Below are 18,270 nucleotides of genomic sequence, written 5' to 3' on the forward strand. Positions count from 1 at the left end.
AAAGTTACACAATTAGATATTCTTATAAGGTATCAAAAACTTCAGATAAACGAGCAGTTATGTCATCAATTGTACCAACGCCGTCTATGCCGTAGTAGTTTCCTTGTTCTTGATAAAAGTCTTTTAAAATAGCTGTTTTAGTATTGTATTCATTAAAACGGTTTCTAATTTTACTTTCGTCTGTGTCATCTGTTCTTCCGCTTGTTTTACCTCTTTCTAACAAACGAGTAACTAATAAATCTTCTGGCACTTCTAAGGCAACCATTCCGTTTATTTGTTCACCTTTTTCGGCTAAAAATTCATCTAATGCAATAGCTTGAGATTCGGTTCTTGGAAAACCATCAAAAATAAAACCATTTGCATCAGCATTTTTTTCTACCTCTGCTTTTAGCATATTTATGGTTACTTCATCAGGTACTAAATCTCCTTGATCCATAAAGCTTTTAGCAAGTTTTCCTAATTCTGTTTCATTTTTAATATTAAATCTAAAAACGTCTCCAGTAGAAATATGCAATAAATCATATTTCTTTTTTAGTAAGGTTGCTTGTGTTCCTTTTCCTGCTCCTGGAGGACCAAATAATACAATGTTTTTCATTTTAGGTTGTGTTGTTAGTTGATATATTTCTGGGTAATTTCTTCCTAAATTATTATAATCTAATCCGTAACCTACAATAAATTTATCTTCAATTTCTTTTCCTATGTAATTTATTGGTAGTTCTTTTTTAAAGACATCTGGTTTAAAGAATAATGTAGCAATTTTAAGTTGTTTTACATTTTTGTTTCTAAAGATATTATATATTTCTTGTAAAGTATTACCAGTGTCTATAATATCTTCTAAAATAATTACCGTTCTACCTGTTAAATCTTCATTAATACCAACTAAATGTTTAATGTTTTCGGTAGAAGAAGTACCTTCATAAGACGCTAGTTTTACAAAAGAAACTTCGCAATTTCCTTTAAACTCTCTTATAAAGTCTGCTGCAAAAAGGAAACACCCATTTAAAATACCAACAAAAATTGGTACTTCATCTTTAGGTAAATCTGCTTTTACATGTAGTGCTAATGTTTTTACTATTTCAGAAATTTCTTCTTTATTTATAAAAGGTTTAAAGTATAAATCGTGAAGTTTAATAATTTTCATGGTGTGTAAAGTTAATAGCTGTTTTTTAATGAAAAAACCGTTTTCTTTTGTTGAACATATTTCTGTGTCACAAAAGAAAACGGTATAATTTATTTTATAATTAAATTAGTTGTCTTTGTCTTCTTTTTTAGTAGTATCGTACATTATTGGAGTTGCTACAAATATTGAAGAATAAGTACCTACTATAATACCAACAATTAATGCAAACATAAATCCTTTAATAGAATCTCCTCCAAATAAGAAGATTGATAACATTACTAATAATGTAGTTAAAGAAGTATTTATTGTTCTACCTAAAGTTTTATTAATTGCATCATTAATTAATACATTATGTTTTCCTCTACGTTCGTTTGTAAACTCTCTAATTCTATCAAAAATAATAACTGTATCATTTAGTGAGTAACCAACAACGGTTAATATTGCCGCAATAAAAGATTGATCTATTTCCATATCAAAAGGCATAATGTTATATGCAATAGAGAATACACCTAATACTATTAATACATCATGAAATACTGCTGCAACTGCACCAATACTATAAGATACTTTTCTAAATCTTAATAAAATGTATAAGAAAACTACTAATAAAGAACCTAATACAGCATATAAAGCTGATGTTTTAATATCATCTGCAATAGTTGGTTCTACTTTAATGTAGCTCATTACTCCGCTTCCAGTTTTTTCAAAACCTGGTTTAAAGTTTTCGTAGGTTGTATTTCCTAAATATGGTTTTAATCCTGTAAATAAAGTGTTTTGAACTTGTTCATCAACTTCTTGACCTTCTTCATCAATTTTATAAACTGTTGTTATTTTTAATTGATTATCATTTCCATAAGTTTTAACTTCTGGAGCAGTACCAAAAGCATCTTTTAAAGTTGAAGCAACTTCTGTAGCACTCATAGATTGATCAAAACGAACAACATAAGAACGACCTCCTTTAAAGTCAACTCCTTGTTTTAATCCGATAGAGAAAATAGAAATTAAGCCAGCAATAATAATAGTTCCAGAAATCATGTACGCAATTTTACGTTTTTTGATATACTGAATATTAATATTTTCAAACCATCCTTTAGAAAAAGAAGTGTTTAATGTTAATTTGTTTCCTTTATCAATTGCTCTGTCCATTAAAATACGTGTAATAAATACAGCAGTAAATAAAGAGGTTGCAATACCTATCATTAATGTTAAAGCAAAACCTTTTATTGGTCCTGTACCAAAAACATATAATATAATACCTGTTAGTAAGGTAGTAATATTCGCATCAATAATTGCAGATAATGCTCCTTTAATAGAGAAACCTTCTTCAACAGCTTGTTTTAATCCTTTTTTAGATGATAAGCCTTCCTTGATTCTTTCAAATATAATTACGTTTGCATCTACAGACATACCAATTGTTAAAATGATACCTGCAATTCCTGGTAATGTTAATACCGCATTAAAAGATGCTAAAATTCCAAAAATAAATAAGATGTTTACAGTTAAAGCTATATCGGCATAAATACCAGCTTTTCCATAATATAAAATCATCCAAATTAAAACTAAGAAAATAGCTATACCAAATGATATAAAACTTGCATCAATTGCTTCTTGCCCTAAAGATGGTCCAACTACTTCAATTTGAATTATTCTTGCCGCCGCAGGTAATTTACCAGCTTTTAAAACTGTAGCAATATCTTCTGCTTCTTCAATCGTCATGCTTCCACCAGAAATAGAAGTTCTACCACCAGTAATAGCTTGATTTACAGAAGGTGCAGTGTATACATAATCGTCTAATACTACAGCAACAAAGTTACCAATATTATCACCAGTCATTTTAGCCCATTGTTTAGTTCCAGAGCTGTTCATTGTCATGCTTACTTCTGGCTTGTTCAATTGATCAAACATTTGAGAAGCATCTAAAATAACATCACCTTCAATTGTTGGTCTGTCATTTCTATTTCCTTTAATTGCATATAAATTAATTAACTCTGTACCATCAGTTCCTTTAGTAGATTTATAATCCCATAAAAACTTAGTATATCTTAACTCTGTAGGCAATAAAGTTCTAATTTCTTTTTTAGCTAATAAATTATTTACAGTTGCAGTGTCTAAAACGCTTGCATATGCTACAACAGAACTTAATTGTTGTTGAGATTGTGCTACGTTAGGAAATAAGTAGGTAAATAGATTTTTTTGAACTTTAGTAGAATCTGTAGATTCACCAAGTAAAGCGTCAATATCATCTTTTTTAATAGAGTCTTTTTCAGTCTCTAAAACAGAATCATCTTTTAATAATTCTGCAACTTTGTCATTTGCTGCAAAGAAAAAGTTTTGTACTTCTGCATTTGTTTGAACTTCCCAAAACTGTAATTCAGCTTTACTTGTAATTAGTTTTGTAACACGCTCAATATCTTTTGCTCCTGGTAATTCAATTTGAATTCTTCCAGAATTTCCAATTCTTTGAATATTTGGTTGCGTAACACCAAATTTATCTATTCTACTTCTTAATACCTCAAAAGCAGTACCAATAGAGCTATTTATTTCTTCTTGTAACGTTGTTTTTACAGTTGAATTTTCTTCGTCAAAAGAAATTTTTTCGCTTAATGCTTTTGTTCCAAAAATAGAAGGATCGCTTAATTTTGTAGTTCCAGCAATTTTTTCAAATTCTTCAAAGAATAGATCTAAATATGTAGAGTTACTGCTTTTTTGTCTTTCGTCTGCAGCATCTAAAGCTTTGTTAAAAACTTCATTTTTAGAATCATTTGCTAAACTTTTTAAAACTTCCTTTACAGAAACTTGTAAAATAGCGTTAACACCACCTCTTAAATCAAGACCAAGATTCATCTCTTTGTCTTTTACATCATTATAGGTAAATTTAGTAACGCCTAAATCTATAATGTTATCATTTGCAACACTGTCTAAGTACTTTCTTTCAAAAGTAGCTTTTTGTCTTGCGTCACTATCATTACCTTTAGTTGCTGCATAAGCAACTGCATCATCTTCAACTTTTGTAGCCAAAAATGTAAATGATAATTGATATAAACTCACTAACCCAAAAAGGATTGCGAATAATTTAATAAGTCCTTTGTTTTGCATGTTATTTATTTTATGTCGACTTTCTTTTTTTTAAAACGTGCAAATATAGTATTTCAAAGTACCCGAAGCAATTATTTTACACATTTATATTGTTGTTTTTTTGATGAATTTTTAAGAACTCAATTTTGAAATTTTATTAAGTCTTAAAATTGACTATATTTATTCATTAAAATCGATGAAAAAATCACTTATAAAGTATAAATATGGCACATTTATCAGATATTTCAATTGCACAATCTAAAAAGCTTCAACATATTAAAAATATTGCTAAAAAACTACAAGTTGATGAAGATGATTTAGAAATGTATGGAAAGTTTAAAGCTAAGCTTCCGTTGTATTTGATTGATGAAAAAAAAGTTCAGAAAAATAATTTAGTTTTAGTAACAGCTTTAACACCAACACCAGCAGGCGAAGGTAAAACTACAGTTTCTATTGGTTTAACAGAAGGTTTAAATAAAATAGGAAAACAAGCTATTGTTGTTTTAAGAGAGCCTTCTTTGGGACCTGTTTTTGGAATGAAAGGTGGCGCAGCTGGTGGTGGATATTCGCAAGTTGTACCAATGGAAGATATTAATTTGCATTTTACAGGTGATTTTAATGCTGTTGAAAAAGCGAATAATTTTTTATCAGCTTTAATTGATAATAATATTCAAAGTAAAACTAATAATTTAAATATCGATCCAAGAACAGTTCTGTGGAAACGTGTAATTGATTTGAATGATAGAGCTTTACGTGATGTAACAATTGGCTTAGGAGGTAGGTTTAATGGAATTCCCAGGCAAGATGGATTTAATATTACTCCTGCTTCTGAAGTGATGGCTATTTTGTGTATGGCTTCTGATTTAGAGAATTTAAAAAAACGTTTAGGAAATATTTTTATTGGTTTTACTTTTGATAATAAACCTGTTTTTGCAAGAGATTTAAAAGCAGAAAATGCGATGGCAATTTTATTAAAAGATGCCATAAAACCAAATTTAGTGCAAACTTTAGAAAAAAATCCTGCAATTATTCATGGCGGACCATTTGCAAATATTGCCCAAGGTACAAATACTATAATTGCAACTAAAATGGGTTTGTCTTTGTCTAATTATGTGATTACAGAAGCAGGTTTTGGTGCTGATTTAGGTGCAGAAAAATTCTTAAATATTAAATCTAAGTTTGCTAATTTAAATCCTAAATGTGTTGTTTTGGTTATGACAATAAGAGCTTTGCGTCATCATGGAGGAGCAAAAAAAGAAGAGTATAATATTCCTAATTTAGATAAAGTTATAGACGGATTCAAGAATCTTGAAAGGCATATAGAAAACATTAGAAAATTTAATGTTGAACCTGTTGTTGCTATTAATTCTTTTATTTCTGATACTGATGAAGAAGTTGCTTTTGTAATAGAAAAATGTGCAAACTTAGGTGTTGAAGCTGTTTTATCTGAAGGTTGGGCAAAAGGTGGAGTAGGAATGATAGATTTGGCAAAAGTAGTTGTAAATGTTGTTGAAAACAAAGCAAGTCAATATAAACCTTTGTACAATTGGAAATCTCCTGTAACAGATAAAATAGAAACTATTGCTAAAGAAATTTACGGGGCGAAAAATGTTGAATATAGTAAATTAGCGCAACTAAATTTAAGAAGAATTAATAGATTAGGGTTTAACGATTTTGCGATTTGTATGGCGAAAACTCAAAAGTCTTTTTCGGATGATGAATCCTTAATTGGAAGACCAGAAGGATTTACAGTAACCGTTAGAGAAATTGAAATTGCAGCAGGCGCAGAATTTATTATTCCAATTTTAGGAAAAATGATGCGAATGCCAGGTTTACCAGAGCATCCTGCATCAGAAAATATGACCATTGATAATAATAGCGTAATTTCTGGATTGTCTTAAAAAAATATACATTTAGCTAAAGCCATTTATAACATACATAATTTTAATATCTGTGGATAAATCCATGGTCTATTTATTTTTAAATGTTTAATTTATGGGGTAAAATAGCACAGGCATTAGTTTGTGTGTTCAATTATAAAATTAGATATTACTTGCTTTCGCCAAATAGGTGTTTAAATAATCTAAAGAAAACCTGTTGTGCATTTTGATGAAATTCTGTCAGTTCGAGTGAATTTTACGATTGAAATGAGTAAAGTTTGTATCGAGAATAAGAGTTTTAGCTTTTAAATAGTTCTCGATACAATTTTTCGTTCCTCAAAATCATTCGAACTGACAGTTTTGGATATTTTTAGTCCAAAATGCACAACGAGTTAAAGAAAGTTTTTCTAACAATTTTTATCAAACAATATTATTCATTTTTTAAAATTAGAGTAACACTAAGCCTTATTTCTCCATAAGAAACTTCTTCGTTTAGTTTTTCGTAAATAGGTTTCAATTCTACTTTTCTTTCTAATTCATTAAAAGCAATTCTTACATTGTCTAGAACTTTTTTAGTTACCAATTTTTCTAAATAAACTTCTTTTCCTTCCAAGTATAGCTGAGATAAATGGGAGTAAATAGTGGTAATTGATAGATTCCTTTCTTCTGCAATTTCTGTTGGATTTAATCCTTCCTTATACAGGTTATAAGTTTTTTGAGTTGTAGTAATTTTTCTTGGTTTTGCTATGTTTTTAAATTTACGAATTACGTTCATAAATTCTTCGCCATACTTTTCCATTTTGTTCATTCCAACTCCTGAAATAGCTAGAAATTCATTTTCGGTTGTAGGAAGTTCGCTTGCCATTAATTTTAATGTTTTGTCATTAAAAATGATATAAGCTGGCATGCTTTCTTCTTTTGCTATAGATAATCTTATTTTTTTTAGTTCTGTAAATAAGTCTTTATCAGCTTCGTCTATAGTTGTTGTTTTCGCAACTTTTTGAGTTTTCTTTTTATCTTTAGCGCTTATAGGTGTTGTTAATCGTATTTTTTTTTCTCCTTTTAAAACTTGCCATCCAATTGGGGAAATTTTTAAAGCAGAATTTTCGCTATACATTATTTCTATCAAACCTTGATTTGCCATTTGAATGATGTAATCTCGCCAATCAAAAAAAGAAACATCTTTTCCTATTCCGTATGTTTTTAGATTAAAATACTGTTTTTCATGAATATCTGCATTATTACTTCCTCTTAGTACATTTATTAACATGGTTATTCCGTCTTGCTCTTTCATTCTTGCAATTCCAGAAAGTGCTTTTTGAGTTAAAATAGTGCCTTCAAAATCTTTTGGAGGATTTTCGCAAACATCACAATTGCCACAATTTTCTGTAAGATGTTCTCCAAAATAGGATAATAATATTTTTCTTCTACACGATTTTGCTTCTGTAAATTGAAGCATTCTATTTAGCTTTTCTTTTTGCATTCCACTATTTGCACCATCATTAGCAAATTGACTATACAATACAAAATCCCTCATGTTATAATAGAGTATAGTTTCTGATGGTAATCCATCCCTTCCTGCTCTTCCGATTTCTTGGTAATAACCTTCAAGGTTTTTGGGTAAGTTATAATGAATTACAAAACGAACATTCGATTTATCAATTCCCATTCCGAAAGCAATCGTGGCAACAATTATTTTTGTGTCATCATTTATAAAATCGGTTTGTGTATTTTCTCTTTCTTCATGATTCATTCCTGCATGATAAAACGCAACAGAATGTCCTTCTTCTTTTAAATAACTAGCAACTTCTTCTGTGTTTTTTCTACTTAAACAATAAATAATACCGCTTTCGTTTTTTCTACGTTTTATAAAATTGATAATTTCTTGAAGTTTTTTCTTTTTTTGAACTTGACCTCTTACATCTATACTTAAATTTTTTCTATCAAAAGAAGAAATAAATAGTTTAGAATTTGATAAGCCTAATTGTTCCTGGATATCTATTCTAGCAGATTTATCCGCAGTAGCGGTTAATGCCATAAAAGGCACATCTGGAATTGAGTTTCTAAATATTTTTAGTTGCGTATATTCTGGTCTAAAATCATGACCCCACATACTTACACAATGTGCTTCGTCTATAGCAACAAGTTTTATATTTAGCTCTTTTAACCAAGTATTACTTACGGATATTAATTTTTCTGGAGATAAATACAATAATTGTAATTCTCCGTTCATTGCTTTGTTTATAACCTCGTTTTCTTCTTGGGGAGAAATAGAACTATTAAAAAAATCTGCTTTTATTCCGTTTGATTTTAGAGCTTGTACTTGGTCTTTCATTAATGAAATAAGTGGCGAAATTACAATTGTAATTCCGTCAAAAACCAATGCAGGTATTTGAAAACAGATAGATTTACCACCACCAGTTGGCATCAATACAAAACTGTCTTTTCCTTCTAAAGTTCTGTTGATAATTTCTTCTTGTAATGGTCTGAAGTTATCATAACCAAATACATTTTTTAAAATAGTATGTGTTTGCTTCTTCATTCTTAGCAATTAAGTTACAAACATACGTACTTTATCTATTTTAAGACAAATTGATTGTTACTCTTATTTTATTAGTATTATAAAGATTTAATTGTTAATGTTTAGAAAATAGATTTAAAGTAAATCGAAAAAAAGAATAATTACTTTTAGTAAAAATAGTTAGAATTACATTGAGTAACTTTAAAAGTAAAGTACGTGTAGAAAATAAAAAAAGCCTCAAAGAAAATCTAAGAGGCTTTTAAGTGTAAAACTGTGTTTTATATAAAATAAAAGTAGTTTGTTATAGTTCTAATAAACCGTTAGTTTTAGAAACACCTGCAGCAGATTCTTGCATATGCGCTTTCTCTGCATCGTTTAAGTTGATTTCTACAATGCTTTCAATTCCGTTTTTACCTAAAACAACAGGAACTCCAATACATAAATCATTTAAACCATATTCACCTTCTAATAAAGTAGAACAAGGGAAAATTTTCTTTTGATCACAAGCAATTGCTTGTACTAATGCACTAACTGCAGCTCCAGGAGCATACCAAGCAGAAGTACCTAATAATCCAGTTAATGTTGCTCCACCAACTTTAGTGTCTTGTAGAACTTGCGCTAATCTTTCATCTGAAATAAATTCAGATACTGGAACAGAATTTCTTGTAGCTAAACGAGTTAAAGGCACCATTCCTGTGTCAGAATGACCACCAATTACCATACCATCAACATCAGAAATAGGCGCACCTAAAGCTTCTGCTAATCTGTATTTAAAACGTGCAGAATCTAATGCTCCACCCATTCCAATAATTCTATTTTTTGGTAAACCTGTAGTTTTATGAACTAAATACGTCATTGTATCCATAGGATTTGAAACCACAATGATAATAGTGTTTGGAGAGTGTTCAATTAAGCTAGAAGAAACTGTTTTTACAATTCCTGCATTAATACCAATTAATTCTTCACGAGTCATACCTGGTTTTCTTGGAATACCAGAAGTAATTACACAGACATCAGAATTTGCAGTCTTTGCATAATCGTTTGTACTACCTGTAATCTTAGTATCAAAACTATTTAAAGATGCGGTTTGCATTAAATCCATAGCTTTACCTTCAGCAAAACCTTCTTTTATATCAAGGATTACTACTTCTGAAGCAAAATCTTTAATAGCAATGTATTCTGCACAACTTGCACCTACTGCACCTGCACCAACAACTGTAACTTTCATATATTTAATTTTTAATTATGTTGATAAATTTCGTTTCACAAAAATACTAATTTTAGAAATATTTTAATGTGATATATGTCATAAAAAAAGAGATCTTATTAATTATAATATCTTTTTTTATTAGTTTTTATTTTATCTAATGCTAAATGCTATACCTGCAGATATAGAGTTGTATTCTTGTAAAGTATAACTTCCAAATATTTTAAAGAACCCTAAGCTTAATCTAGCACCTAATGTAGTTCTAAAGCCATTAGATTCAAAGTCTAAATTGCTTGGTACAGATAATGTTTTGTCTATTGTTGGTTGTATAGGGTTGCCAGTTTCATACCTTCCTTTAAATGTGCCTTCCATTTTGTAATTAGATGAACCGTTGTTGTAGCCAATACCTCCATAAACGTTTATAATTGGAAAATTTAATGAAGCAATTGCTTGAACGGTAAAGGCTTCTAAGCTAAACTCTGTTAAGGCATTTTTAATTTCTATACCAGCTTGGTTGTTTGATGGGAAATCTTGATCAGGAATTCCATAATCTACATCCATAGTTGTATATGCTGCTAGTAGCGAAATATGTAAAGGTGTTTTACCAATTGGACCAAACCAATCTGTAATTTCTTTTTTAATACCTACTCCTAACATCTTTACAGAGCCATCATCTTCACCAAAATTAACTTCAGGTACCATTCTAATCATGGCGTCTATTTTCCAGGGTAATCCAACATTTAGTTGGGCAATTGGTGCTGGTACAGAGTTTAAGGGTAAATCTTCTTTTATTCCTCCAGGAGCATCGAAATTAGCTGTTACATTATTTCCATCTATGGTGGTGTTTACTGTCATTGGTGTTGTGTTGCTAGGACCTCCAAAAGTAGAAGCTGTAGCGGATGTAGATGTAACAGAAGTTAATGCCAAAGCACTTATATTAAAGAGTTCTTTTTCTGATGGAATTGCAGAAGCGCTTAATCCAACAGATAAATCGAAACCAAATTTTTTGTGAACTTTTGCTGTGTGATACCATCCACTATTCATGCTATTTAGAAATCCTTCCATTCCTGGGGCAAAATAGGTTTGTAAAAGCTTTTGAGAATCTGCAACATCAGCTAAAAGGATGGCTTCGAAACCATCTTGAGCTTTTGTGTTAAAAGATAGAGCAAAAATGCTCATGAAAATTAAAATAGATTTTTTCATTTTTATTGAGTTTAGTTATTGTTAATAATGAGGGTTGTTAGCTAATATATAAAAAAAAACACATTCTTTTTTAAGAATGTGTTTTTATCAGTATTTAAATTTTTGAATTATACATCTATATTAGCGTATTTTGCATTTCTTTCAATAAAATCTCTACGAGGTGGAACTTCATCTCCCATTAACATAGAGAAAACTCTATCAGCTTCAGTTCCGCTATCGATTACAACTTTACGTAATGTTCTAAATTCTGGGTTCATTGTTGTGTCCCAAAGTTGTTCTGCATTCATCTCTCCAAGACCTTTATATCTTTGAATAGCTACATTACCACCTAATTTTTGAGCAATTAAATCACGTTGATTATCATCCCAAGCGTATTCTCTTTTTTGTCCTTTTTTAACTAAATATAAAGGAGGTGTTGCAATATAAATATAACCTTGTTCAACCATTTCTCTCATGTATCTAAAGAAGAAAGTTAATATTAAGGTAGCAATATGTGATCCATCTACATCGGCATCACACATAATAACTACTTTATGATAACGAACTTTTGATAAATTTAAAGCTCTAGGGTCTTCTTCTGTACCAATAGAAACACCTAAAGCTGTAAACATGTTCTTGATTTCTTCGTTTTCAAAAACTTTGTGTTGCATTGCTTTTTCTACGTTCAGGATTTTTCCACGTAGTGGTAAAATTGCTTGAAAGTTTCTATCTCTACCTTGTTTTGCTGTTCCACCTGCAGAATCTCCCTCAACTAAGAAAATTTCACATTGTTCAGGGTCGGTTTCTGAGCAGTCAGATAATTTACCAGGTAAACCGCCAATACTCATTACAGTTTTACGTTGTACCATTTCTCTGGCTTTACGTGCTGCATGACGTGCTGTTGCTGCTAAAATTACTTTTTGAACTATTATTTTAGCATCATTAGGATTTTCTTCTAAATAATCAGCTAACATTTCTGAAACTGCTTGAGAAACTGCAGAAGTAACTTCTCTGTTTCCTAATTTAGTTTTTGTTTGTCCTTCAAATTGAGGTTCTGCAACTTTTACAGATACAATTGCTGTTAATCCTTCTCGAAAATCATCACCAGCAATTTCAAATTTTACATTTTTTAATAAACCAGATTCATCGGCATATTTTTTTAATGTACTTGTTAATCCACGTCTAAAACCAGATAAATGTGTTCCTCCTTCATGCGTATTAATGTTGTTTACATAAGAATGTAAATTTTCTGCATAAGAAGTGTTGTAAACCATGGCAACTTCAACAGGAATTCCGTTTTTTTCGCCTTCCATAGAAATTACAGAAGCTGTTAATTGCTCTCTTGTAGAGTCTAAGTACTTAATAAACTCTGGTAAACCTTCATCAGAATGAAAAGTTTCTGAAATAAAGTTTCCTTCATCATCAGTTTCTCTTCTGTCGGTTAAAGAAATTGTAATTCCTTTATTTAGGTAAGCTAGCTCTCGCATACGAGTTGCTAGTGTTTCGTAGTTATACTCAGTAGTTTGTGCAAAAATTGATTTGTCTGGTAAAAAAGTTACAATAGTTCCAGTAAAATCTGTGTCTCCAATAGTTTTTACAGGATATAAAGTTTTTCCTTTAGCATATTCTTGCTGCCAAATTTTACCTTCTTTATGAACTGTTGCGGTTAAATGGTCTGATAAAGCGTTAACACAAGAAACTCCAACACCGTGTAAACCACCAGAAACTTTATATGAATCTTTATCAAATTTACCTCCAGCACCAATTTTAGTCATTACAACTTGTAGTGCAGAAACGCCTTCTTTTTGGTGAATTCCTACAGGAATTCCACGTCCATTATCTTTTGTCGTAATAGAATTATCCTCGTTTATTGTAACATTAATAGTATCACAATAACCACCCATTGCTTCATCAATAGAGTTATCTACAACTTCATAAACTAAGTGATGCAAACCTCTAACACCAACATCTCCAATATACATGGATGGACGCATTCTTACATGCTCCATTCCTTCTAATGCCTGAATACTCGAGGCATCATAACTATGTTTTTTTTCTTCGCTCATTATAAAAGTGAATTATTAATTTTTAGGTTGATAAAATCCGTCATGAAAAACATGATTTATTAAACCCAAATTTACAATTTTAAAGATTCATTTTAAGGCTTTTTATTGATTTTGTTTTAAAATCTTCAATTTTTATTAAAAATAAATAAGTGTCTTAAATAGCTTAAAAATGGTTTTATTTCTGATTTTTAAAATTTTAAGTATACTTGAAGTTTGATGAATCAAAAAAATTGCTCTAATTCAAAATTTTGCAATTATGTTTTCCTTATAAAACTCTTAATTTATTCTTTTTTTGGCTGATTTAGAAATTAAAATTAAGAAGGTTTTAAATTAAAAGGAAGTGTAAGTTTTACAAAAAATAAGTTTAGTGATGGATGGAAATAATCCTTTGAAAATAGAAAATCATTCTATTCAGAAAAATGTATGCTAGATATTTCTGTAAATAATAATTCTCCATAGTGTTGTGATGTATTGAAAAGTGTCATCAGAAAATTAAAACTTAAATAAAATAAAACTCACTCTCGTAAGGTTTAAAAATAATTGATGAAAAATCTGTTAAGTCATCTGATTTTTAATTTTTTATCTGATAAATGAAAAAGGAATTTAAATTAACAACTCCTAGTTAAGTGATGTTAAATAAACTATTACTAATATGTGAAATTTTTATCAATAACATCAATATTTACTTAAATAAGTAACGCTACAATTACATTAAGGTAACAGGATTATAATGTCACAGGCATAAATTTGAATTTTTAACAATTCTTTAAATTCAAAAATAATGCACTTTAAATTTTTATTTACATTATCTATACTTTTTAGTATACTCAATATTAATGCCCAAAATACAGGCGCATTAAAAGGTACAGTTACAACCGAACAAGGAGAGCCAATTATGGGCGCTAGTATCTTTGTAAAAGGTTTGTCTATGGGAACAACTTCTGATATTGACGGAGCATTTTCCTTTGAAAAAATGCCCAATAATACTTATGTAATTCAAGTATCATATATAGGATACAATACAATTACAAAACAAGTAGTAATTTCAAAATTAGAAACTATTCAGAACTTTACTTTAAAAGAAAGTTCTTATATGTTAGAAGGAGTTGTAGTTACATCTCAAAAAAGAGAGCAAAAAAATAAAGATGTACCAATTGCGATTACTTCTTACGGAACAGATTTTATAGAGAATCAAGGAACTTTCGAATATGATGCTTTATCAGATTATGTGCCAGGTCTTCAGGTTCAAATTCAAAGTGTTAATAATCCTGGTATTGTAATTAGAGGGATTACAAGTGATAGTGGAGATTCTAGAGTAGAACCAAGAGTTTCTATTTTTCAAGACGGAGTTTCAATTAGTAAATCTAGAGGTTCTGTTGTGGAATTATATGATATAGAACGTGTAGAAGTTTTAAAAGGTCCGCAAGGAACATTGTTTGGTAGAGGCGCTCAAATAGGAGCAATGCACATTATTCAAAATAAAGCAAAAAATGAAACATCTGGTTCTGCAAAATTAGGATACGGTAATTTTAATCAGTTTTTAGCAACCGGACATTATAATGCTCCTTTGGTAGATGATAAATTATTTTTTAGAGCTGCTGCAATCTATAATAAAAGAGATGGTTTTATTGAAAATATTTCTGGTGGAGATTTAAACGGAAAAGAAACAGTAGCCTTTAGAACTTCTTTTAAATACTTATTAAATGACAATACAAGTTTAGATGTTATTGCAAATTGGCAACAAGACACACCTCCAGGAACTTCTTTTAAAAGTGGAACTTATGCGCCTTTAGGAGGAGATACAAACCCAAATACTTTTGCAGATTTAGAAAGAGGAGAAGAATTAGGATTAGATAGAACGGTTTGGGGTGTAACAGCAATCTTAAAACATAGCTTTAATGATGTATGGGATTTAACATCAACAACTGCATACAGAGAATTCGATTCTAATGAAGCTTTTGATGCAGACGGAACAGTTGCTCCAGCTTTATTCTTCAATGAAATATCAATAGGTAAACAATTCAGTCAAGAATTTAGAATCAACTTTGATAATGATGATAAATTTAGAGGTTTTTTTGGAGCTAATTTCTTCTACGAAGATGGTTCGCAAAGTGTGCCTTGGGAATATGACGAAAGAAGTGTAGCGATGTTACTTTTAAATCCTACTTTTCTTGTATCTAATGGAGTGGCAGTTTTAGCACCTTCTATACCAAACGATCCAAGTACATTTGGCGCAATTGCAGGCGCTCCATTAAATTCATTTAATAAAGAAACCTATACAAATTTTGGAGAAAATTATTCTGGAGATATTTTTGCGGATGCTTCTTATGATGTTACGGATAAATTATCATTTACCTTAGGTTTAAGAGCAACTCTAGAAAATATTAATGCAGCTTATGAGGTTACAGATACCGAAGTACCGTCTGTTTTAGGGTATTTGTCAGGTAATTATCCAAATACATTATTTGCATCAACTAATGGAGAAAAAATAGAAGCGAGTGAAAGCTTTTTATCAGCAGTAGGTCGTTTTGCAGTAAATTATGCAGTAAATGAAGAAGTTACGTTATTTGGAACAACTTCTAGAGGAAGAAGACCTAATGTTATCAATGTAGCAGCAACCGAAACAAATATTTTGTCAGATGAAATTGTTTGGTCTTATGAAGTAGGTGCAAAATCATTATTCTTAAATAACAGCTTACAATTTGATGTAAATGCTTATGTATATAATTATTCTAACTTTCAAACATCAGTTGCTAAATTAGAAAACGGAGTTTTAACAGCTACAACAGAAGACAGTGGTAATGCAAGTTCTTTTGGTTTTGAAGTTGCATTACAATACGCTTTTTCTAAAACGTCAAGCTTTTTTGCTAATTATGGTTATATAGATGCTTCTTTTGATGATGTAGATTCAGATGGAAATGCACAAGAATTAGCAGGAAATACATTCAGATTAACACCTGAAAATTCATTTTCAGCAGGTTTTAATATCAATTTAGATGTAAATAAAAATTTAAGTTACTTTTTTAGACCTACTTATACTTATAAATCTAAAGTGTTTTTTGAAGAAACAAACTTACCAGAAATTTCTCAAGATGGTTATGGTTTGTTAAACTTTAGAACTGGGCTTGTTGTTAACAAAAATTATGAAATCAATTTTTATATGACCAATGTTTTGGACAAAGAATTTATTGTTGATGCAGGTAATACAGGTGGTGCATTTGGGATACCAACTTTTATTGCAGGAGCTCCTAGATTTTTTGGAGTACAAGTGAAAGCGGAGTTTTAATAACTATATTAATAAAATTAAAAGCTATTTAATAAAACTTATTAGATAGCTTTTTAAATTCAATTATTATGCAAAAAACATTTTTGACTTTTATATTAATAGCCTTTGGGTTTGCTATTAAAGCACAAGAAGTACAATCAATAAAAAATATAGAAAGCATTATACACGATAAAGAAATTAGCAATAAAAACATCAAGCCAAACAATCAAGCAAAAATTATTTGGTCAGAAAGTTATAAAGAAAAACAATCTCCAATTGCGTTTGTGTATTTGCATGGTTTTGGAGCTAGTAGTAGAGAAGGTGAACCAATTATGAGTCAGCTTTCTAAAAAATACAATGCCAATGTGTATATGTCTCGTTTAAAAGAACACGGAATTAGTAGAGAGGATAGTTTTAGTAAATTAACACCAGACAATTATATAGAAACGGCAAAAGAAGCTTTGTCTATTGGTAAATTAATTGGTAAAAAAATAATTTTAGTTAGTACTTCTACCGGAGGTTCTTTAAGTTTAAAATTAGCTTCAGAAGATAATTCTATTGCAGGTTTAATAATGTACTCGCCTTTTATAGATCTTAAAAACCCTGCTTTTAAAATGATTACTACTCCAGAAGGAAAAGCTGGATTTATAAAAATGAATAAAGGGAGTAAAATAATGAAACAAGAAAGACCAAAAGAAGAATCAAAATATTGGTCTACAATTTATCATATTGATGGTTATGAATCTTTAATTAAAATGATTGTAAAGAACATGACTCCAGAAACTTTCTCTAAAGTTAAAATCCCTGCATTTGTTGGGTATTACTATAAGAATGAAAAAGAACAAGATCAAGTAGTTTCTGTACCTGCCATTTTAAAAATGTTTGATGGTTTAGGGACTCCTGAAAATAAAAAAGTAAAAAAAGCTTTTCCAAAAACAGGGAATCATGTTATCGGTTGCGATTTAAGATCTAAAGATTGGAAAAGTGTATACAATGAAACAGTTTCTTTTATAGATGAAGTAATTCTAGAGAAAGAAAAACAATACAGTTTCGATTTACAAGGTCATAGAGGAGCAAGAGGTTTATCACCAGAAAATACAATTCAAGCTTTTGACAAAGCATTAGAATTGGGTGTAAATACATTAGAATTAGACGTGGTAATTAGTAAAGACAATAAAGTAGTTGTTTCTCACGAACCTTGGTTAAATGATGAAGTTACCTTAGATTCAAAAGGAAAAAACATCACAAAAGAAGATGCTAAAGCTTTTAATATTTATAAAAATAAATATAAAAAGATAAAGAGTTATGATGTTGGTTCTATTGGAAATCCGAAGTTTTTAGAGCAGAAAAAAGAGAAAGCTTACAAACCATTATTGTCTGAAGTGATTACTTTTTCTGAGGCTAAAAATGATCAAATTCGTTATAATGTTGAGATTAAAAGTACGCCAACAGATGAAAAAAACGGATTCCAACCTTCTGTTGCTGAATTTTCTGATCTTGTTATAGCTCAATTAAAAAACGCAAAATTACCATTAGAAAAAATAACGGTACAAAGTTTTGATCCTAGAGTTTTAGAGTACATTCATAAAACGTATCCAGCATTTACTTTGGCGTTTTTAACCTATCAAAATGATTTTGAAACGAATTTAAAAATGTTAAGTTTTGTGCCAGAAATTTATAGTCCTTATTTTATTTTACTGAATAAAGAGGAAGTAAAAACGATTCAAAATAAAAACATGAAAGTTATTCCTTGGACCGTTAATAAAAAGGACGACATGATTAATTTACTTAAAATGGGTGTTGACGGAATTATTACAGATTACCCAAATATTGCAATTCCGTTAAGAAAATAAATCAATTATATTTTATTGATGAAGAATTATATTAAAATATTTACAAAAAAAATCCTGCATAAAGCAGGATTTTTTTTGTAATTATAATTCAGTAAAATAAT

General features: G+C 29.9%; 9 protein-coding genes. 3 read left to right on the top strand and 6 right to left on the bottom strand.

Annotated features, from left to right (window positions below; all coding sequences use genetic code 11):
* Positions 1-22: 22 nt before the first annotated feature.
* On the bottom strand, positions 23-1,141 hold the full coding sequence (locus BLT70_RS02905) for an adenylate kinase (RefSeq protein ID WP_091891322.1): 1,119 nt from the start codon (positions 1,139-1,141) through the stop codon (positions 23-25).
* A gap of 105 nt (positions 1,142-1,246) precedes the next feature.
* Positions 1,247-4,216: a protein translocase subunit SecDF gene (secDF, locus tag BLT70_RS02910; RefSeq protein ID WP_091891325.1), complete on the bottom strand. Its 2,970-nt coding sequence runs from the start codon at positions 4,214-4,216 to the stop codon at positions 1,247-1,249.
* A gap of 203 nt (positions 4,217-4,419) precedes the next feature.
* Here secDF and BLT70_RS02915 point away from each other — a divergent pair, with 203 nt between their 5' ends.
* Positions 4,420-6,096 carry a formate--tetrahydrofolate ligase gene (locus tag BLT70_RS02915; protein ID WP_091891328.1) on the top strand — a complete coding sequence of 559 codons (1,677 nt, stop codon included), beginning with the start codon at positions 4,420-4,422 and terminating at the stop codon, positions 6,094-6,096.
* 409 nt (positions 6,097-6,505) lie between these two features.
* On the opposite strand, the gene recQ is transcribed toward BLT70_RS02915, so the two are convergent.
* From recQ to gyrB, 4 genes are all read right to left on the bottom strand, one after another.
* A complete protein-coding gene (recQ, locus tag BLT70_RS02920) occupies positions 6,506-8,617 on the bottom strand; it encodes a DNA helicase RecQ (protein ID WP_091891331.1) in 2,112 nt (703 codons plus the stop codon).
* Between the two features lie 280 nt (positions 8,618-8,897).
* Complete coding sequence (gene mdh / locus BLT70_RS02925) at positions 8,898-9,824, bottom strand: malate dehydrogenase (RefSeq protein ID WP_091891334.1); 927 nt, start codon at positions 9,822-9,824, stop codon at positions 8,898-8,900.
* A gap of 132 nt (positions 9,825-9,956) precedes the next feature.
* Positions 9,957-11,006 carry a DUF6588 family protein gene (locus BLT70_RS02930; RefSeq protein WP_091891337.1) on the bottom strand — a complete coding sequence of 350 codons (1,050 nt, stop codon included), beginning with the start codon at positions 11,004-11,006 and terminating at the stop codon, positions 9,957-9,959.
* Between the two features lie 107 nt (positions 11,007-11,113).
* A complete protein-coding gene (gene gyrB / locus BLT70_RS02935; RefSeq protein ID WP_091891340.1) occupies positions 11,114-13,051 on the bottom strand; it encodes a DNA topoisomerase (ATP-hydrolyzing) subunit B in 1,938 nt (645 codons plus the stop codon).
* A 781-nt stretch (positions 13,052-13,832) separates the two neighbouring features.
* On the opposite strand from gyrB, the gene BLT70_RS02940 reads away from it, so the two are divergent.
* Both BLT70_RS02940 and BLT70_RS17370 read left to right on the top strand, forming a co-directional pair.
* Positions 13,833-16,337, top strand: coding sequence for a carboxypeptidase-like regulatory domain-containing protein (locus BLT70_RS02940; RefSeq protein WP_091891343.1), 2,505 nt, complete (start codon positions 13,833-13,835; stop codon positions 16,335-16,337).
* Positions 16,338-16,405: 68 nt separating this feature from the next.
* The gene (locus tag BLT70_RS17370) at positions 16,406-18,169 is read left to right on the top strand and encodes a glycerophosphodiester phosphodiesterase family protein (protein ID WP_231962804.1); all 1,764 of its coding nucleotides are present in this window, start codon (positions 16,406-16,408) and stop codon (positions 18,167-18,169) included.
* The last annotated feature ends 101 nt before the right edge of the window (positions 18,170-18,270 follow it).

The organism is Polaribacter sp. KT25b, assembly GCF_900105145.1.
In the GTDB taxonomy this organism is placed as follows: domain Bacteria; phylum Bacteroidota; class Bacteroidia; order Flavobacteriales; family Flavobacteriaceae; genus Polaribacter.